Origin of the sequence: Pseudomonas sp. YH-1 (assembly GCF_051990045.1) — a bacterium.
Classification (GTDB): domain Bacteria; phylum Pseudomonadota; class Gammaproteobacteria; order Pseudomonadales; family Pseudomonadaceae; genus Pseudomonas; species Pseudomonas nicosulfuronedens.
In genome coordinates, this window is sequence record NZ_CP178184.1 from 6,615,379 (window position 1) to 6,633,362 (window position 17,984).

At 66.0% G+C, this 17,984-nt stretch carries 16 protein-coding genes; 12 read left to right on the forward strand and 4 right to left on the reverse strand.

Features of this window, described 5'->3' with window-relative positions; genetic code table 11:
• Nucleotides 1–5 precede the first annotated feature (5 nt).
• Nucleotides 6–233 carry a ferrous iron transporter A gene (gene feoA / locus ACKI1H_RS30690; protein WP_024762599.1) on the reverse strand — a complete coding sequence of 76 codons (228 nt, stop codon included), beginning with the start codon at nucleotides 231–233 and terminating at the stop codon, nucleotides 6–8.
• Between the two features lie 189 nt (nucleotides 234–422).
• Nucleotides 423–1,262, reverse strand: coding sequence for an ATPase (locus ACKI1H_RS30695; RefSeq protein WP_138522306.1), 840 nt, complete (start codon nucleotides 1,260–1,262; stop codon nucleotides 423–425).
• A 264-nt stretch (nucleotides 1,263–1,526) separates the two neighbouring features.
• On the opposite strand from ACKI1H_RS30695, the gene ACKI1H_RS30700 reads away from it, so the two are divergent.
• Complete coding sequence (locus ACKI1H_RS30700) at nucleotides 1,527–1,817, forward strand: hypothetical protein (protein ID WP_246084866.1); 291 nt, start codon at nucleotides 1,527–1,529, stop codon at nucleotides 1,815–1,817.
• 106 nt (nucleotides 1,818–1,923) lie between these two features.
• On the opposite strand, the gene ACKI1H_RS30705 is transcribed toward ACKI1H_RS30700, so the two are convergent.
• Nucleotides 1,924–2,913 carry an NAD-dependent epimerase/dehydratase family protein gene (locus tag ACKI1H_RS30705; RefSeq protein WP_440467286.1) on the reverse strand — a complete coding sequence of 330 codons (990 nt, stop codon included), beginning with the start codon at nucleotides 2,911–2,913 and terminating at the stop codon, nucleotides 1,924–1,926.
• A gap of 194 nt (nucleotides 2,914–3,107) precedes the next feature.
• Here ACKI1H_RS30705 and ACKI1H_RS30710 point away from each other — a divergent pair, with 194 nt between their 5' ends.
• Nucleotides 3,108–4,169: a saccharopine dehydrogenase family protein gene (locus tag ACKI1H_RS30710; RefSeq protein WP_440467287.1), complete on the forward strand. Its 1,062-nt coding sequence runs from the start codon at nucleotides 3,108–3,110 to the stop codon at nucleotides 4,167–4,169.
• Here ACKI1H_RS30710 and ACKI1H_RS30715 read toward each other — a convergent pair.
• Complete coding sequence (locus ACKI1H_RS30715) at nucleotides 4,156–5,061, reverse strand: LysR family transcriptional regulator ArgP (protein WP_138522314.1); 906 nt, start codon at nucleotides 5,059–5,061, stop codon at nucleotides 4,156–4,158. The two genes, ACKI1H_RS30710 and ACKI1H_RS30715, sit on opposite strands and share 14 nt — an antisense overlap.
• Nucleotides 5,062–5,154: 93 nt before the next feature.
• On the opposite strand from ACKI1H_RS30715, the gene ACKI1H_RS30720 reads away from it, so the two are divergent.
• The 10 genes from ACKI1H_RS30720 to ACKI1H_RS30765 all read left to right on the forward strand — a co-directional run bounded on the left by ACKI1H_RS30720 (nucleotide 5,155) and on the right by ACKI1H_RS30765 (nucleotide 17,944).
• A complete protein-coding gene (locus ACKI1H_RS30720; protein ID WP_440467288.1) occupies nucleotides 5,155–5,574 on the forward strand; it encodes an ACT domain-containing protein in 420 nt (139 codons plus the stop codon).
• Nucleotides 5,575–5,577: 3 nt separating this feature from the next.
• A complete protein-coding gene (locus tag ACKI1H_RS30725) occupies nucleotides 5,578–6,180 on the forward strand; it encodes a LysE/ArgO family amino acid transporter (protein WP_138522318.1) in 603 nt (200 codons plus the stop codon).
• A 326-nt stretch (nucleotides 6,181–6,506) separates the two neighbouring features.
• A complete protein-coding gene (locus tag ACKI1H_RS30730; RefSeq protein WP_045211147.1) occupies nucleotides 6,507–7,088 on the forward strand; it encodes a superoxide dismutase in 582 nt (193 codons plus the stop codon).
• A gap of 193 nt (nucleotides 7,089–7,281) precedes the next feature.
• The gene (locus ACKI1H_RS30735) at nucleotides 7,282–9,363 is read left to right on the forward strand and encodes a putative bifunctional diguanylate cyclase/phosphodiesterase (protein ID WP_440467289.1); all 2,082 of its coding nucleotides are present in this window, start codon (nucleotides 7,282–7,284) and stop codon (nucleotides 9,361–9,363) included.
• Between the two features lie 241 nt (nucleotides 9,364–9,604).
• The gene (locus ACKI1H_RS30740; RefSeq protein ID WP_138522320.1) at nucleotides 9,605–10,945 is read left to right on the forward strand and encodes an imelysin family protein; all 1,341 of its coding nucleotides are present in this window, start codon (nucleotides 9,605–9,607) and stop codon (nucleotides 10,943–10,945) included.
• A 200-nt stretch (nucleotides 10,946–11,145) separates the two neighbouring features.
• Complete coding sequence (locus ACKI1H_RS30745; RefSeq protein WP_440467290.1) at nucleotides 11,146–12,570, forward strand: di-heme oxidoreductase family protein; 1,425 nt, start codon at nucleotides 11,146–11,148, stop codon at nucleotides 12,568–12,570.
• 15 nt (nucleotides 12,571–12,585) lie between these two features.
• Nucleotides 12,586–13,647: an imelysin family protein gene (locus ACKI1H_RS30750; RefSeq protein ID WP_440467291.1), complete on the forward strand. Its 1,062-nt coding sequence runs from the start codon at nucleotides 12,586–12,588 to the stop codon at nucleotides 13,645–13,647.
• Nucleotides 13,648–13,671: 24 nt separating this feature from the next.
• Nucleotides 13,672–14,766 (forward strand): DUF1513 domain-containing protein, encoded by a 1,095-nt coding sequence (locus tag ACKI1H_RS30755; RefSeq protein WP_440467292.1) that lies wholly within the window; start codon nucleotides 13,672–13,674, stop codon nucleotides 14,764–14,766.
• A gap of 121 nt (nucleotides 14,767–14,887) precedes the next feature.
• Entirely contained in the window at nucleotides 14,888–16,513 is a 1,626-nt protein-coding gene (locus tag ACKI1H_RS30760; RefSeq protein WP_440467293.1) for a methyl-accepting chemotaxis protein, read from the forward strand.
• A gap of 288 nt (nucleotides 16,514–16,801) precedes the next feature.
• Nucleotides 16,802–17,944 (forward strand): efflux RND transporter periplasmic adaptor subunit, encoded by a 1,143-nt coding sequence (locus ACKI1H_RS30765; RefSeq protein ID WP_138522330.1) that lies wholly within the window; start codon nucleotides 16,802–16,804, stop codon nucleotides 17,942–17,944.
• The last annotated feature ends 40 nt before the right edge of the window (nucleotides 17,945–17,984 follow it).

Below are 17,984 nucleotides of genomic sequence, written 5' to 3' on the forward strand. Positions count from 1 at the left end.
GTGGATCAGTCCTGCGCTTCGAGCTGGAGGAAAGCCAGGTCGCGGCGGCGCAGCACCAGGCTGCACTGGCGCGTATCGACCTGCACCGGATCGCCCAGCGGCGCCACGCGGCGCACCTTCAACTCGGCGCCAGGCAGTAGCCCCATGGAGAACAGCCGCTGGCGGAAGGCGGCGCCGATCCCGGGCCGGTAACCGGCAATGCGGTACCGGCGTTGCGCTTGAAGATCGTGCATGGGAAGCCTCCGGCGAATGATCGAACAAGAGGAGAATCAGAATGACTCTCATTTGTTAGCGATTATTCGCCTCGAAGCCGTACCTGAAACTGATTCAAGACAAGAATTGCCCTCACTACCCCCAAAGAGGGATGGCCAGAAAAAAGCCCCCGGACCTTTCGGCGCGGGGGCTTTTCATCGGCAGGGCAATCAGCGGGTGCTGATCTGCTGCTGGAGGTTCTGCATCTGCTGCTGCAGGGTGTTGATGTTGCGCATCACCTGGATGCGGAAGACATCGAACTCCTTGGTGTCGCTGCTGGCCTGGCCCTGGCGGCCGTCGACCTCGGAGCGCAGCACGAACAGATCGTCCTGGATGCTCTTGATCGCCTTGGCCTGGCTGCCGTCCTTCTTCAGGTTGGCGATTTCCGTGTTGAGGGCCTGGATCTGCTGGTTGGCGGCGGCCAGGTCGGCCTGCAGGTTCTTGTACTTGGCCTGCTCGTCGGTGATGGACTTGAGCTTGACGTCGAGCTGCGACATCAGCAGCGCGGCGCTTTCCTGCTGGGCCTTGAGGTCGGCGCTGACCTGCGCCAGGCGCTTGCCCTGGGCGCCGTCGAACTCCGACAGGGAGGTCTGCTGCGCCTTGGCCTGTTCGGCGAGACGCCCTTGCAGTTGCTTGACCTGCAACTTCAGCGCCTCGCGATCGGTCATGCCGTTGGATTCGTTGGCGACGAACTTGCCGCGAATGTCATCCAGGCGACCGGCGGCTTCCTCGCTGATCTTGGCGAAGCTTTCCTGGGTGGCGATCAGTTGCTGCTCCATCAGCAGCAGTTGCTGGTGGCTCCACCAGCCCACGCCGGCCAGGGCGATGGCCATGGCCGCGACCAGCGCCCACAGCGCTCCGGTACCGCCACCACGCTTCACCGGCTGGGGCTGCGGGCGGCCGTTGGGCTCGACCACGCGGCGCGGGTGATGACCGAACTCGTCGCGGTCGGCAGCGTCGGTGGACAGGTGGGGCACATCATCGAATTCGTCGAACGTGTCGTTACGCATGGAATGAACCTGTGGGGATAAAGCGGCGTGTTGCCTGCGCAGGGCGCAGTATATCCGTTCGCATGACTCTGAGAGCAGCCTGGGAGCAGCGTGCCATCACAGGGCGTCACGCACCTCGTCGGCGCACAGAAGACCCGTGACGGAGGTCGCAGTTCCCCAGGCGACCCGCCAATAGTGGCTTTGCGACATCGTGGCACGCCCCTTGCTCCGGCTCCCAGTACTTGGCGCCGCTCTGGCGCCCTTCGCGGGGGAGGAAGTCGGGTGATCGAACTCAACAAGGCCATCCTGGATTGCATGCGCGAACTGCGCCGTCGGCTGCGTGAAGAACAGGCGCTGGATATCCAGTACCAGCAAAGCGACGCCATCGAGCGGATGTTGCGCGCCTGCGCCGATTCCGCGCGGGACGAGACCCGTCAGCTGGGCGAACGCTTGAGCGAGCTCAGCGGTGTGAAGCTGCCCCGCGTGGTGCAGGAGCCGAGCTTCCTGCCAATGCAGGGCGGCGGCGACCAGCAGTACTCCGGCCCGCTGCGTGGCGGTGCTCGCGCACCGCGCTAGACATTTTCCCTTGTAGGAGCGAGCTTGCTCGCGAACCGCATGGCAGCGGAGCTCGGGCTGTTCGCGAGCAAGGACTAGGCGTCCCCCTCGATCCTACGAAGAGCCTTTACGCGCCGCGCACCCGCCACCAGTCGCAGAACTCGTCCAGCGCATCCCACAGACTCGCCTGCGGGTCGTAATCGAGGTACTGGCGGGCGCGGGAAATGTCCAGGGAGAAGTCCTTGGCCATCACCGCCATCCCCAGGCGATGCAGGGTGGGTTCCGGGCGGCCGGGCAGGATCTTGCACACACCCTCGTTGAGCAACGCCAGGTTGTAGGCCAGCCCGTACGGCATGTGCTGCTCCACCGGCTGCATGTCCAGCCGGCGCAATACATAGTTCACCACGTCCCACAGCGGCAGCGGCTGGCCGTTGCTGATGTTGTAGGCCTGGCCGAGCGCCTCCTCGCCTGCCATCAGGCTGGCGAACAGGGCGTCGTTGAGGTTCTGGATACTGGTGAAATCGACCTTGTTCAGACCCTGGCCGATGATGCGCAGGCGGCCCTTGCGGTGCGCGGCGATCATCCGCGGGAAGATACTGGTGTCGCCGGCGCCGGTGACGAAACGCGGGCGCAGCGCCAGCACTTCCAGGCCGAACTCCTGGGCACCGAGGGCGACCAGTTCGGACTGGTACTTGGTCGAGCCGTAGTGATTGGCGAAACGCTTGGGCACCTGCTGCTCGGTGATGCCGACGTGGGATTGGCCATCGAAATAGATCGACGGCGACGACAGGTGCACCAACCGCCGTACCTTCTGTTTCAGGCAGGCCTCGACGATGGATTCGGTCATCACCACGTTGGCCTGGTGGAAGTACTCGTGGCTGCCCCATACACCCACCGCACCGGCGCAGTGCACCACCGCATCGACATCGCTGCACAGCGCGCGCACCAGCGCCGGGTCCGACAGGTCGCCGGCCATGAACTCGGCCCCGCGCGCCACCAACGGTTGCAGCGCCTCCTCGCGACGTCCGTTCACCCGCACCGCCAGCCCCTGCTCCAGGGCAAAACGGGCGAAACGCCCGCCAATGAACCCACTGGCCCCGGTGACCAGAATCTTCATGCACGCCACTCCTGTTCTTGTAATGCGGCGACTCTACCAGCCGCCGCACCGCACTACCCTGGCATTGCACGCCAGAAACGAATCCTTGCAGACCGCAGCGCCACACCAGGGTTGCACGACTTGCGATCGGCGACATGTCCGGGGTGGTTGCGACTACCCTTGAAGCACTCTTCGCTTTCTCTCGAGGCCGCATGATGAGCAAGACGCACTGGATGATCTACGGCGCCAACGGCTACACCGGCCGGCTGATCGCCGAGCAGGCGCAGCGCGAGGGCCTGAAACCGATTCTCGCCGGCCGCAACCCGGCCAGCCTGCATGCGCTGGGCAGTTCGCTGGGGCTGGAATGCCGGGTCTTCGGCCTGAACGACAGCGCCGCCGCCCTGGCCGCGCTGGAGGATGTCGGCGTGGTCGCCAACTGCGCCGGGCCCTTCTCCGCCACCGCCGCACCGATGATCGAAGCATGCATCGCCAGCGGTGCGCACTACGTAGACATCACCGGAGAGATTTCCGTCTTCGAATACGCCCACGGTCTCGACGAAGTGGCGCGCACGGCGGGCGTGGTGATCTGCCCCGGCGTCGGCTTCGACGTGATCCCGACCGACTGCGTCGCGGCCTGCCTGAAGGAGGCAATGCCGGAAGCAACCCAGCTGGCCTTGGGTTTCGATAGCGGCAGCGGCCTCTCACCCGGTACCGCCAAGACCACCGTGGAAGGCCTCAAACTGGGCGGCAAGGTCCGTGAAGCCGGGCGTCTGCGCGATGTGCCGCTGGGTTACAAGCGCCGCGACATCGACTTCGGCCGTGGTCTCAAGCACGCTGTGACCATCCCCTGGGGCGACGTGGCGACGGCCTATTACTCCACCGGCATCGGCGATATCGAGGTCTACCTGCCGGTGCCACCGGCCGCCGCCATTGGCATGCGGGTGATGGACAGCTTTCGCCCGCTGCTGGGCCACGACCGCGTACAGGACTGGCTCAAGGAGCAGGTGGACAAGCGCGTCCACGGCCCCGACGAACTGGCCCGCAGCAAGCTGCGCACCTGGGTCTGGGGCGAAGTGCGCAACGCCCGTGGCGAACGCCGCACCGCAAGGCTGGAAACTGCCAACGGCTATGACGTGACTATCCATGGCGTGCTCTTCGCGGTGCGTCATCTGCTGGCCAATCCGAACACGGTCGGCTACTTCACCCCGTCGAAACTCTTCGGCGCGCGCTGCATCGAGCAGTTACCGGGCAGCGGCAGCATCGTCATTCGCGGCTGATCGGCACCAACTGGTCCGGCGCCTTCGCCAGCAGGTGCCGGGTCAGCGCGGCGAGCAATTCGCCGCCGTTGCGCCAATGGTGCCAATACAGCGGCACGTCGATCGCCCGCCCCGGCAGCATGTCCACCAACTCACCACGCTCCAGTTCGCCGCGCACCTGCTGCTCAGGCACCAGGCCCCACCCGAGCCCGCCGCTGGTCATGCGCACGAAGCCTTCGGAGGACGGGCACAGGTGGTAGCTGAAGTGACCGTCGACACCCAGGTCCTTCAGATAGCGGTGCTGCAGTTGATCATCCGGGCCGTAGACGATGGCCGGTGCCCGGACGAGACCCGCGGGCGTCACGCCCCTGGGAAAGTGCCGGGCGATGAACGCCGGGCTGGCCAGCCCGCGATAGCGCATGGCGCCCAGCGGCTCGCAGCGGCCGCCGGCCACCGGGCGCGGACTGGCACAGACACAGCCGGCCACCTCGCCGGCACGCATCCGTTTGAGGCCGACTTCCTGGTCCTCCACGACCAGGTCCAGCAGCACGTGGCGCTCGCCGCAGAAATCACCGACCGCGTGGGCCCACCAGGTCGCCAGGCTGTCGGCGTTCAGCGCCAGGCGCAAACGCTCGGGCGCCGCGCCGTCATCCAGCGCGGGCACCCATTGCTGCAGATCGCCCTCCAGCAGGCGCACCTGCTGCACATGGTTGAGCAGGCGCTGGCCGAGATCGGTCGGCTGCGGCCGTGCCGCGCGCACCAGTACCGGCTGGCCAACCCGCGCTTCGAGCAGCTTGATGCGCTGGGAAATCGCCGATTGCGACAAGCCCAGCACCTGGGCGCCGCGCTCGAAACCGCCCTGCTCCACCACGGCGGCCAGGGCGGCAAGCAGCTTGTAGTCGAACATGATCAATTTCCCTAATGAGATATCAGCAGTATTGGTTTTTCTTATACAGGCCAAAGCCGGACAATCGCCAGCATCCCCACTCTTTACGGATTGCCCACCATGGCTGGCGAAACGTCCCTGGCCGCGCTGCTGCGCGACATGACCCCAGTACTCAACGACGGCGAGTACGTGTTCTGCACCCTCCCCGACGGCCAGCTCCCGGCCGGCCTGCAGCCGCTGGGCAGCTTCCGTGAAAGCGAGGGGCTGACGCTGGTCCTTTCGCGATCCGAGGCGGAGCAGGCCGGGCTGGCATTCGACTACGTCGCCGCCTGGCTGACCCTGGAAGTGCACTCGGCACTGCAGGCAGTCGGCCTCACCGCCGCCGTGGCGACGGCCCTGGCCAAGGCCGGGATCAGCTGCAACGTGATCGCCGCCTGGTACCACGACCACCTGTTCGTCGCCCACGCCGACGGCCCGCGCGCACTCGACGCGCTGCGCGCCCTCGCCGCGGACCCTCTTTCCCTGAATCCGGAGGCCTGAACCATGTGGCAGAGCTACCTCAACGGCGTACTGGTCGCCGCCGGCCTGATCATCGCCATCGGCGCGCAGAACGCCTTCGTCCTCGCCCAGAGCCTGCGCCGCGAGCATCACCTGTCGGTCGCTGCGCTGTGCGTGCTGTGCGACGCCATCCTGGTCAGCGCGGGGGTGTTCGGCCTGGCGAAGATCCTCGCCGAGAACCCGACGCTGCTGGCCATCGCCCGCTGGGGCGGCGTGACCTTCCTGGTCTGGTACGGCCTCAAGGCGCTGCGTCGTGCAGTCGCACCCCAAGCCATGGCCGACGCCCGGGAAACCGGGCCGCGTTCGCGCCGCACCGTGCTGATGGCAGCGCTGGCGGTGACCCTGCTCAACCCCCACGTGTACCTCGACACCGTGCTGCTGATCGGCTCCCTCGGCGCCCAGCAGGCCGCGCCCGGCGCCTACGCCATGGGGGCCGCCAGTGCCTCGCTGCTGTGGTTCTTCACCCTGGCCCTGGGCGCCGCGTGGCTTGCGCCCTGGCTGGCACGGCCGACGACCTGGCGCCTGGTGGACCTGATGGTCGCGGTCATGATGCTGGGCATGGCCGCACAGCTGGTGTTCGCCGGCTGATCGCCGACCCGCTGCGGAACAAATCCGAACGACATTGCGTCATCCCGGTCTGTGCATAGTGAAGCGTCGTGCTCCGGCGCAGACGGCTGTGCAGGGCCTTTGCCCCTACAGTTGCTGCGTGGATATGCCGCAGGTCGGGTGCTATGATCGGACCTTCGCGGCGCCGGCGGGCTCTGAGCCTTCCGGACGCAACTGGCGCGCTGCCTGTCCCTTGATGGGGCGCATTGCAGCTACGCCCGGATGCCGCGACAAACATCGAACCGGCCCCGTGTACCGGTCGCGCGCACGTCGCGCTAGCCCAGACTGAGTGAGATAGGAGAGAGACCATGGCTTTCGAATTGCCGCCGCTGCCTTACGCGAAGAACGCCCTTGAGCCGCACATTTCCGCGGAAACCCTGGAATTCCACCACGACAAGCACCACAACACCTACGTCGTGAACCTGAACAACCTGGTTCCGGGTACCGAGTTCGAAGGCAAGAGCCTGGAAGACATCGTCAAGACCTCTTCCGGCGGCATCTTCAACAACGCCGCCCAGGTGTGGAACCACACCTTCTACTGGAACTGCCTGAGCCCCAACGGCGGTGGCCAGCCCACCGGCGCCCTGGCGGACGCCATCAACGCTGCCTTCGGTTCCTTCGACAAGTTCAAGGAAGAGTTCAGCAAGACCTCCATCGGCACCTTCGGCTCCGGCTGGGGCTGGCTGGTGAAGAAGGCCGACGGCTCCCTGGCCCTGGCCAGCACCATCGGCGCCGGCTGCCCGCTGACCAGCGGCGACACCCCGCTGCTGACCTGCGACGTCTGGGAACACGCCTACTACATCGACTACCGCAACCTGCGTCCGAAGTACGTCGAGGCGTTCTGGAACCTGGTCAACTGGGACTTCGTGGCTGAGCAGTTCGCTGCCTGAATGTACCCAGCTTGATACGAAAAACCCGGCCCCGCGCCGGGTTTTTTCGTAATGGGCGCGTAACACCTTCGTGTCAGCTAACCTGAAAGGCCGGTACAGTCACGAAACACAACGATGGCCCTTTGACGTCATTGCGCCAATTGCCAATACTCAGCCCCAGTCGTTCGCCCCTGGCGAGAAACAAGGAACGCCCTTGAAACTGGATCCCCGGCACAGCCTCTCCCTCAAGCTGCTGCGAATGGTATTGCTCGCGGCCCTCGTGGTCGGGGTGGTACTCAGCTGTGCCCAGATCGTCTATGACGCCCACAAGGCGCGCCAGAACGTGCACAACGATGCCCAGCGCATCCTGGCGATGGTCCGTGATCCCTCTACCCAGGCCGTCTACAGCCTCGACCGCGACATGGCGATGCAGGTTCTCGAAGGCCTGTTCCAGCACGAAGCCGTGCGCTACGCCGCCATCGGCCATCCCGACGAACCCATGCTGGCGGAGAAATCCCGCCCGCTGCTGGATTCCAACACCCGCTGGCTGACCGACCCGATACTCGGCGCCGAGCAGAACTACTCCATTCGCCTCGCCGGCCGTGGCGGCTCCAACGAGTACTACGGCGACCTGAAGATCACCCTCGACACCGCGCCCTACGGCGACGACTTCGTCGCCACCTCGGTGATCATCTTCATTTCCGGCATCCTGCGCGCCATGGCCCTGAGCCTGGTGCTGTTCATGGTCTACCACTGGCTGCTGACCAAGCCGCTGTCGAAGATCATCGAGCACCTCGCCTCGATCAACCCGGACCGCCCCAGCCAGCACAAGCTGCCGATGCCCGACGGCCACGAGAAGGACGAACTGGGCCTGTGGGTGAATACCGCCAACCAGTTGCTGGCCTCCATCGAGCGCAACGGCCATTTGCGCCGGGAAGCCGAAGACAGCCTGCTGCGCATCTCCCAGTACGACTTCCTCACCGGCCTGCCCAACCGCAAGCTGCTGCAACAGCGTCTGGACCAGATTCTCGAGGGCGCCTCGCGCCTGCAACGCCGCGTCGCCGTGCTTTGCCTGGGCCTGGATGACTTCAAGGGCATCAACGAGCAGTACAGCTACCAGTTCGGCGACCAGTTGCTGATCGCCCTCGCCGACCGCCTGCGCACCCGCAGTGCGCACCTGGGCGCCCTGGCGCGGCTGGGCGGTGATCAGTTCGCCCTGGTCCAGGCCGACATCGAGCAGCCCTACGAAGCAGCGGAGCTGGCCCAGCAGATTCTCGACGACCTGGAAGCGCCCTTCGAGCTCGACCAGCACCTGGTGCACCTGCGCGCCACCATCGGCATCACCCTGTTCCCCGAGGACGGCGAGACCACCGAGAAGCTGCTGCAGAAAGCCGAGCAGACCATGACCCTGGCCAAGAGCCGCTCGCGCAACCGCTACCAGTTCTACATCGCCAGCGTCGACAGCGAGATGCGCCGCCGCCGCGAACTGGAGAAGGACCTGCGCGAAGCCCTGGCGCGCAACGAACTGCACCTGGTCTATCAACCGCAAGTGGACTACCGCGATCACCGCGTGGTCGGCGTCGAGGCGCTGCTGCGCTGGCAGCACCCGATCCAGGGCTGGGTCGCGCCGGACCTGTTCATCCCGCTGGCGGAACAGAACGGCAGCATCTTCAGCATCGGCGAATGGGTACTGGACCAGTCCTGCCGCCAACTGCGCGAGTGGCACGACCAGGGTTTCGACGACCTGCGCCTGGCGGTCAACCTGTCCACCGTACAACTGCGCCACAACGCCCTGCCGCGGGTGGTCAGCAACCTGTTGCAGATGCACCGCCTGCCGCCGCGCTCGCTGGAACTGGAAGTCACCGAGACCGGCCTGATGGAGGATATCTCCACTGCCGCCCAGCACCTGCTGAGCCTGCGTCGCGCCGGTGCGCTGATCGCCATCGACGACTTCGGCACCGGCTACTCCTCGCTGAGCTACCTGAAGAGCCTGCCGCTGGACAAGATCAAGATCGACAAGAGCTTCGTCCAGGACCTGCTGCTGGACGACGACGACGCCACCATCGTTCGCGCCATCATCCAGTTGGGCAAGAGCTTGGGGATGCAGGTGATCGCCGAGGGCGTGGAGACGGTCGAGCAGGAGGCCTACATCATCGCCCAGGGCTGCCACGAAGGTCAGGGCTACCTCTACAGCAAGCCGCTGCCGGCGCGCGAGCTGACCCTCTACCTCAAGCAGGCGCGGCGCCTGGCCGAAGCGGCCGGCGGCAATCCCGGCGGGTCCGTCGAGCGCCATTGATTCCACGCGTTGCCCACCTTGTAGGAGCGAGCTTGCTCGCGAACCGCTTGGCGCCGATGCTGGGGCTGTTCGCGAGCAAGCTCGCTCCTACCAAAGCCTCCCTGATAGCAACCTGCTGGCCCCGCGACAGAACAGCGCCACCGATCTCTCTTTTCAAAAATGAAAATCTTTCGCATTATGTTGCGGATTTTCTTGCGCAGTCCTTTTTCGTGCGCCTCTTTTCCATGCAAAGGAACCCGTCATGACTCGTATGCCCTGGGCCACTGCCAGCCTGCTCGCCATTGCCATCTCCCTCGCCGGCTGCGGCGATGACAAGAAAGCCGAAGCCCCCGCCGCTGCTGCTCCGGCCGCCAGCACCCAGAGCACCGCCCCGGCAGCGACCGCCAAGGTCGACGAGGCCGCGGTCAAGGCCGTGGTGAAGAACTACCTGGACATCGCCGAAGCCACCTACGGCGACGCCCTGACCACCGCCAAGGCGCTGCAGACCGCCGTCGATGCACTGATCGCCAAGCCCAGCGAAGCCACCCTCAAGGCCGCTCGCGAAGCCTGGATCGCTTCCCGCCCGTCCTACTCGCAGAGCGAAGCCTTCCGCTTCGGCAACTCGATCATCGACGACTGGGAAGGCGCGGTTAACGCCTGGCCGCTGGACGAAGGCCTGATCGACTACGTCGCCAAGGACTACCAGCACGCCGAAGGCAACGCCGGCGCCACCGCCAACATCATCGCCAACACCGAGATCCAGGTCGGCGAAGACAAGATCGACGTCAAGGAAATCACCGGCGAGAAGCTCAAGGGCCTGAACGAACTGGGCGGTTCCGAAGCCAACGTCGCCACCGGCTACCACGCCATCGAGTTCCTGCTGTGGGGCCAGGACCTGAACGGCACCAAGCCGGGCGCTGGCGACCGCAAATACACCGACTACGCCCAGGGCAAGGATTGCACCAACGGTCATTGCGACCGCCGTGCCGCCTACCTGAAGGCCGCCACCGACCTGCTGGTGGCTGACCTGGAAGAAATGGTCGGCAACTTCAAGTCCGGCGTCGCCGACAACTACCGCGCCAAGGTCGAGGCCGACACTGCCGAGAACAACCTGCGCAAGATGTTCTTCGGCATGGGCTCCCTGTCCCTGGGCGAGCTGGCCGGCGAGCGCATGAAGGTCGCGCTGGAAGCCAACTCCACCGAAGACGAGCACGACTGCTTCAGCGACAACACCCACAACACCCTGTTCTTCAACGCCAAGTCGATCCGCAACATCTACCTGGGCGAGTACAAGCGCACCGACGGCAGCGTCGTGAAGGGCCCGAGCCTGTCCGACCTGGTCGCCAAGGCTGACGCCGCCGCCGACACCGACCTGAAGAATGACCTGGCCAACACCGAAGCCAAGATGCAGGTCATCGTCGACCGTGCCGAGAAGGACGGTGTGCACTTCGACCAGATGATCGCTCCGGACGACAAGGACGATCAGCAGAAGATCCGTGACGCCATCGCTTCGCTGGTCAAGCAAACCGGCGCCATCGAGAAGGCCGCCACCGCGGTCGGCGTACAGGACCTGAAGCCGGACAACGCCGATCACCAGTTCTGATCGACCTGTCCTGATAGGTTGAAGGCGCTGCGGCTCCACGCCGCAGCGACCTTGAAACCCAGACAAAGCCCCGCTCTGCGGGGCTTTGTCGTTTCCGGACGGCAAACGATGTCGTTCTCAAATACAAATTTTTCATATTTGCATTTGACACCCCTGATACCATGGCCCGCTGCCATATTGCCGCTTTCGGAACCCCGCCAATGCTCCACCGCCGTACCGCCCTGCACCTCGTGCCGCTGCTGTCTGCCCTCGCCCTTGCCGCGTGCAAGCCGGAGACCTCCCAGCACGCCGTGGCCGAGCCCGGCGAAGCACTGTCCGGCGGCGCCACCACGGTGAAACAGAGCGACCGCAACGCCTATTCCATGCCCTCGGCCAACCTCACGCCGAGCCGCCGCCTGGACTTCGCCGTGGGCAACAGTTTCTTCCGCAACCCCTGGGTCATCGCGCCGACCACCACCACCGCGCGCGACGGCCTCGGCCCGCTGTTCAACACCAACGCCTGCCAGAACTGCCATATCAAGGACGGCCGCGGCCATCCACCAGAGATCAACGACGTCAACGCCGTGTCGATGCTGGTGCGCCTGTCGATTCCCGCCGGTTCCGCCGACGTCGAGACCATCAAGCGCCTGGGCGTGGTGCCCGAGCCGGTCTACGGCGGCCAGTTCCAGGACTCGGCGATCCCCGGCGTGGCGCCCGAAGGCAAGGTGCGCGTCGAGTACGACGCAGTGCCGGTGACCTTCAAGGACGGCACTGTGGTCGAGTTGCGCAAGCCGAAACTGCGCATCAGCGACCTGGGCTACGGCCCGATGCACAAGGACACGATGTTCTCCGCCCGCATTGCCCCGCCGATGATCGGCCTGGGGCTGCTGGAATCCATCAGCGAGGCGGACATCCTCGCCAACGCCGACCTCCAGGCCAAGGCTGGCGACGGCGTCCATGGCCGGCCGAACCTCGTCTGGGACGATGCCACGCAGCAGACCGTCCTCGGGCGCTTCGGCTGGAAGGCCGGGCAACCCAACGTCGCCCAGCAGAACGCCCACGCTTTCTCCGGTGACATGGGCCTGACCAGCGACCTGCTGCCCAACGACGACTGCACAAAGGCGCAGACTGACTGCCTGAAGGCCATCGACGGCGGCAAGCCGGAAGTCAGCCAGCACATCTTCAACCAGGTCGCCTTCTACGCCCGCAACCTCGCGGTGCCGGCGCGGCGCAAGGTGGACGACCCACAGGTGCTCACCGGCAAGGGCCTGTTCTTTGATACCGGTTGCGCCAGCTGCCATACCCCCAAATTCACCACCGGGCCGAACGCCGCCGAGCCGGAACTGGCCAACCAGCTCATCCGCCCCTACAGCGACCTGCTGCTGCATGACATGGGCGAGGGACTAGCGGACAATCGCCCGGAATTTCTGGCCAGCGGCCGCGACTGGCGCACGGCGCCGCTGTGGGGCATCGGCCTGACCGAAACGGTCAACGGCCATACCCAGTTCCTGCACGACGGCCGCGCCCGCAACCTGCTCGAAGCCGTGCTCTGGCATGGCGGCGAAGCCGAAGCGGCCAAACAACGCGTACTGAATTTCGACGCCGGGCAGCGCGATGCCCTGCTGGCGTTCTTGAACTCACTCTAAGGAGCCGAGCCCACCATGTTCCGCCCCCGACTTCTGATCACCAGCCTCGCCATCGCCCTGGGCGCCTGCTCGCCCACCGATCCGCAGGCCACCACCAGCGCCACGCTGGCCCAGCAGGTGATCCTGCCGACCTACAGCCGCTGGGTCGACGCCGACCGCGCGCTGGCCGCCAGCGCCCTGGCCTACTGCCAGGGCAAGGAAGACCTGACCAAGGCGCGCGCCGACTTCATGACCGCGCAGAAGGCCTGGGCCGAGCTGCAGCCGCTGCTGGTCGGCCCGCTGGCCGAGGGCAACCGCTCCTGGCAAGTGCAGTTCTGGCCGGACAAGAAGAACCTCGTGGCACGCCAGGTCGAGCAACTGCTGAGCAGCGGCAACGCGATTTCCCCGGCGACCCTGGATAAGTCCAGCGTCGTGGTCCAGGGACTGACCGCTTACGAATACATTCTCTACGACGCCAAGATCGACCTGGCCAACGCCGAGACCAAGGCGCGCTACTGCCCGCTGCTGGAAGCCATCGGCAGCCACCAGCAGGCCCTGGCGGAGAACATCCTGGCGCAGTGGAAGCAGGACGGCGGCATGCTCGCCCAGCTCTCCAAGTTTCCCAACGACCGCTACGCCGATGCCCACGAGGCCATCGCCGAACTGCTGCGCGTGCAGGTCACCGCGCTGGACATGCTGAAGAAGAAGCTCGGCACCCCGCTGGGTCGCCAGAGCAAGGGCATCCCCCAGCCGTTCCAGGCCGAGGGCTGGCGCAGCGACATGTCGCTGGCGAGCCTGGACTCCAGCCTGACCGGCGCCCAGGCGCTGTGGGACGGCACCGACAAGAAGGGCCTGCGCGCCCTGCTGCCGGCCGAGCAGAAAGAACTGGCCGGCAAGATCGACGCCGCCTACGCCGACGTTCACGGCAAGCTGAAAGCCATCAACCAGCCGCTGAGCGAACTGCTCAAGAACGAGGCCGGCATCAAGCAGCTGAACGACCTGTACGACAGCCTCAACGTCGTCCATCGCCTGCACGAAGGCGACCTGGCGAAGGCGTTGGGCGTACAACTCGGCTTCAACGCCAACGACGGCGACTGATCGAGAACCAACGAGGTGAACGCCATGTTGCGACGTCACGTGATCGGCCTGGGCAGCCTGCTGCTCGGCGCCCTGACCTTCGGCGGCTGGACGCTGTCACGCAAGGGCAAGGAGCCCCTGGTGCTGTCCGCCCGTGACGACGCGGATGGCAAGCACTACGCCGTGGGCTATCGCCTGGACGGCAGTTGCGCGTTCGCCACCGAAGTCGGCCTGCGCTGCCACGATGTGGTGCAGCACCCCAGCCTGCCGCTGGCGCTGTTCGTCGCCCGTCGGCCGGGCCGGCAGAGCTACCTGATCGACCTGAACGACGGCCGTCTGCTGCAGACCCTCGACTCGCAAACCGACCGGCATTTCTACGGCCATGGCGTATGGCACAAGGACGGCGAGTGGCTCTATGCCACCGAGAACGACACCACCGATCCCGGGCGCGGCCTGCTCGGCGTGTACCGCTTCGACGGCGAGCGCCTGAGCCACACCGGTGAGGTTTCCACCCACGGTCTCGGCCCGCACCAGGTGTCCTGGATGCCCGACGGCGAGACCCTGGTGGTGGCCAACGGCGGCATTCGTACCGAAGCCGAAAGCCGCGTGGAGATGAACCTCGACGCCATGGAACCGAGCCTGGTGCTGATGCGCCGCGACGGGTCGCTGATCTCCAAGGAAACCCTGCCGCAGCAGATGAACAGCGTGCGGCACCTCGCCATCGCCGAGGACGGCACCATCGTCGCCGGCCAGCAGTACATGGGCGATGCCCACGACCGCGCCGACCTGCTCGCCATCAAGCGCCCCGGCCAGCCGTTCCAGCCGTTCCCGCTGGCCGACGAGCAACGCCTGGCAATGACCCAGTACACCGCCAGCGTCGCCGTGCACAACGAGCTGCGACTGGTCGCCTTGACCGCTCCGCGCGGCAACCGCTTCTTCATCTGGGACCTGGACTCCGGTGCCGTGCGCCTGGACGCGCCCCTGCCCGACTGCGCCGGTGTCGGCGCAGTGAAGGACGGCTTCGTCGTCACCTCCGGCCAGGGCCGCTGCCGTGTCTACGACTGCCGCCAGGAACGCATCGCCGGCACACCGCTGGACCTGCCGCCGGCCTTCTGGGACAACCACCTGCACCTGGCCTGAACGCCCGTACCAGAGCGGCCGCACAACCCTACCACTCGTCTGCCGGCACTACGGAAGGTGCGGGTGCGGCCGATGCAAAGACTGACCGATTCCCACCTTGCGTCTTAGAGGCGTACCCACGATGTCCCCCAACACTTCCTTGCGTACCCAGATCCTTTCGCTGCTGGGCGGCAGCCTGCTGCTTGTGCTGCTGATCGCCCTCGCCTGCTTCCACTTCCTGTCCGGCAGCGTGGGTGCCTACCAACGCCTGCTGGACGGCCCGCTGCAATCCTCGCAACTGGTCGACCAGGCCAACCTGGCCTTCAAAGTCCAGGTTCAGGAATGGAAGAACGTGCTCCTGCGCGGCCAGCAACCAGCTGACCTCAACAAATACTGGGGCCAGTTCGAGGACCAGGAGCGCGCCGTGCAGGACGTGCTCGGCCGCCTGGAACAGAACGCCAGCGACGACCCGCAGCTCAAGGCCCAGGTAACGCGCCTGCGCGATGAGCACCGCCAGCTCGGGCAGGCCTACCGCAAGGGCCGCGACGCCTACCTCGCCGCCGGCAGCGACCCGCGCGCCGGTGACGCCGCCGTGAAAGGCATCGACCGTGCCGCCAGCGACCAGATGGCCGCCCTGGTGGACAGCCTGCACCGCGACGCCCAGGACGAAGCCAAGAACATTTCTGCCAGCGCCCACGGCACCGTCATCGGCGGCAGCCTGATCCTGCTGATCTCCGGCCTGGTGCTGGGCCTGCTCAGCCTGTGGCTGGTCAACCGCAACCTGATCGGTCCGATCGCCCGCCTGATCGAGCACATCGCCCAGCTCAGCGAAGGCAACTTCGGCGAGCGCGTCGACGCCAGCCGCCGCGATGAACTGGGCCGCCTGGCCCGCGCCGCCAACACCCTGCGCGATTTCCTCGCCGAAACCTTCACCCGCCTCAAGCACAGCACCACCGAACTGGACACCGCGAGCGGCGAGCTGAACGCCATCGCCACCCTGATGGCCGAGGGTACCCGCGAGCAGTTCTCGCGCACCGACCAGGTGGCCACGGCGATGCACGAGATGTCCGCCACCGCCCAGGAAGTCGCGCGCCACGCTTCCGACGCCGCGCGTGCCGCCGACGATGCCGACCAGCACGCCCAGGAAGGCGGCGAGGTGATGAAGACCACCATCGTCACCATCACCGAGATGAGCAACGAGATCGCCAACACTGCCGAAGTCATCCGACGCCTGGAAAGCGACAGCGGCCGCATCGGCAAGGTCCTGGAAGTGATCCGTGGCATCGCCGACCAGACCAACCTGCTGGCCCTGAACGCCGCCATCGAGGCCGCCCGCGCCGGTGAGGCAGGCCGTGGTTTCGCCGTGGTCGCCGATGAGGTCCGCACCCTGGCCCAGCGTACCGCCGAGTCCACCGCCGAGATCCATCAGATCATCGACACCGTACAGACCGGCTCGGTGAACGCCCTGCGCGCCATCGAGAACGGCCAGACCCGCAGCGAACAGGGCGTGGAGCGCGTCACCCAGGCCGGCGAAGTGCTGCGCAGCATCACCCTGGCAGTGGAAGCGATCCGCGACATGAACCGCCAGATCGCCACCGCCGCCGAGGAACAGACCTCGGTCGCCGAGGACATCTCGCGCAACCTCACCGAGATCACCGCTATCGGCGCCACCAACGAGGAAAACGTGGTGCGTACCCAGGGCGCCAGTCGCCACCTGCACGGTCTCTCCGGCGAGATCGCCGACGTCACCCGCAAGCTCAGCGCCTGATCCTCTTCCGCCACAGGGATGTGGCGACTCCCTCCATGATCCTTGCTGCACCGATTCAGCGCGTATTGCTCGTAAACCCTTAACTTTTGCGGGAAACGTCTTGTAAACGCAGCCCTTTGACTCTCCCATGAACTAGGAATAAGGTGCGCAATTCCGCCCCGCAATGGGGCGTCCCACGTATCGGCTTCAAAGCCTGATCGATATCTGCGCGAACGGAAGGCCGCCCGGTAAATTGTGGGCGAGCGATCGCGCCCGATTGCTGCCAGGCACGTACCAAGGAACAGGAAGATGTTGCGCCGCATGCTGATCATGCTGGGCGTAGTTGCCGTCATCGTCGCGGTGCTCGCCGGCTCGAAATACCTCTCCATCAAGAAACAGATCGCCATGTTCTCGGCACCGCGCCCGCCGGTGAGCGTGAACGCAACCTTGGCCGAACAACGCGACTGGCAGAGCCGCCTGGCGGCCATCGGCACCCTGCGCGCCATCCAGGGTGTGACCCTGACCGCCGAAGTCTCCGGCACGGTGAGCGCGGTGCAGTTCGTCTCCGGCGAAAAGGTCAAGATCGGCCAGCCGGTGGTGCAGCTCGAATCCGACGTCGAGCAGGCCACCCTGCGCACCGCCGAGGCCGACCTCGGGCTGGCCCAGGTCGAATACGAGCGCGGCAAGAGCCTGGTGGGACGCCAGGCGATCTCCAAGAGCGAGTACGATCGCCTCGCCGCCCAGCTGAACCGCTCCACCGCCACCGTCGCCCAGCTCAAGGCGAGCCTGGACAAGAAGCGCATCCTCGCGCCCTTCTCCGGCACCATCGGCATCCGCCAGGTGGACGTCGGCGACTACGTGTCCCCCGGCACCGAGATCGTCACCCTGCAGGACCTCTCGACCCTGCAGGTGGACTTCTTCCTGCCCGAACAGGACTTCCCATTGCTCAAGCGCGGGCAAAAAGTGGTGGTGCGCGTGGCGGCCTATCCGGGCCAGAGCTTCGACGCGCAGATCGACGCCATCAGCCCGCGCGTGGACAACCAGACGCGCAACCTGCTGGTCCGCGCCAGCATGGCCAACCCCGACGGCAAGCTGCTGCCGGGCATGTTCGCCAACCTGGAAGTGCAGCTACCCGACAGCGCGCCGCGCGTGATCGTCCCGGAGACCGCGGTGGCCTTCACCCTGTACGGCAACTCGGTGTACGTGGTGGTGCCGCAGAAGAAGAAAGCGGATGACAAGGACGCCGACGTGGCGAGCACCAGCCAGACCCAGGTCACGGAATCGTCGCAGAGGAAGCTGGAAGTCGAACGCCGCTTCGTGAAGACCGGCGAGCGCCGCGAAGGCAGCGTGGTGATCCTTGAGGGCCTGAAGGCCGGCGAAGAGGTCGTGACCTCCGGCCAGCTCAAGCTGGACAACGGCACCGCCGTCGCCATCGTCAAGGACCCGCAGTAATCGCATAACAGTACCCTCGCCTTTGGCCGAGGGTAACCAG

Excerpts from the sequence above, each read along its gene's own strand:
- feoA (WP_024762599.1), bottom strand. The coding sequence starts at position 233 with ATGCACGATCTTCAAGCGCAACGCCGGTACCGCATTGCCGGTTACCGG.
- ACKI1H_RS30695 (WP_138522306.1), bottom strand. The coding sequence starts at position 1,262 with ATGCGTAACGACACGTTCGACGAATTCGATGATGTGCCCCACCTGTCC.
- ACKI1H_RS30705 (WP_440467286.1), bottom strand. The coding sequence starts at position 2,913 with ATGAAGATTCTGGTCACCGGGGCCAGTGGGTTCATTGGCGGGCGTTTC.
- ACKI1H_RS30710 (WP_440467287.1), top strand. The coding sequence starts at position 3,108 with ATGAGCAAGACGCACTGGATGATCTACGGCGCCAACGGCTACACCGGC.
- ACKI1H_RS30720 (WP_440467288.1), top strand. The coding sequence starts at position 5,155 with ATGGCTGGCGAAACGTCCCTGGCCGCGCTGCTGCGCGACATGACCCCA.
- ACKI1H_RS30725 (WP_138522318.1), top strand. The coding sequence starts at position 5,578 with ATGTGGCAGAGCTACCTCAACGGCGTACTGGTCGCCGCCGGCCTGATC.
- ACKI1H_RS30730 (WP_045211147.1), top strand. The coding sequence starts at position 6,507 with ATGGCTTTCGAATTGCCGCCGCTGCCTTACGCGAAGAACGCCCTTGAG.
- ACKI1H_RS30740 (WP_138522320.1), top strand. The coding sequence starts at position 9,605 with ATGACTCGTATGCCCTGGGCCACTGCCAGCCTGCTCGCCATTGCCATC.
- ACKI1H_RS30745 (WP_440467290.1), top strand. The coding sequence starts at position 11,146 with ATGCTCCACCGCCGTACCGCCCTGCACCTCGTGCCGCTGCTGTCTGCC.
- ACKI1H_RS30750 (WP_440467291.1), top strand. The coding sequence starts at position 12,586 with ATGTTCCGCCCCCGACTTCTGATCACCAGCCTCGCCATCGCCCTGGGC.
- ACKI1H_RS30755 (WP_440467292.1), top strand. The coding sequence starts at position 13,672 with ATGTTGCGACGTCACGTGATCGGCCTGGGCAGCCTGCTGCTCGGCGCC.
- ACKI1H_RS30760 (WP_440467293.1), top strand. The coding sequence starts at position 14,888 with ATGTCCCCCAACACTTCCTTGCGTACCCAGATCCTTTCGCTGCTGGGC.
- ACKI1H_RS30765 (WP_138522330.1), top strand. The coding sequence starts at position 16,802 with ATGTTGCGCCGCATGCTGATCATGCTGGGCGTAGTTGCCGTCATCGTC.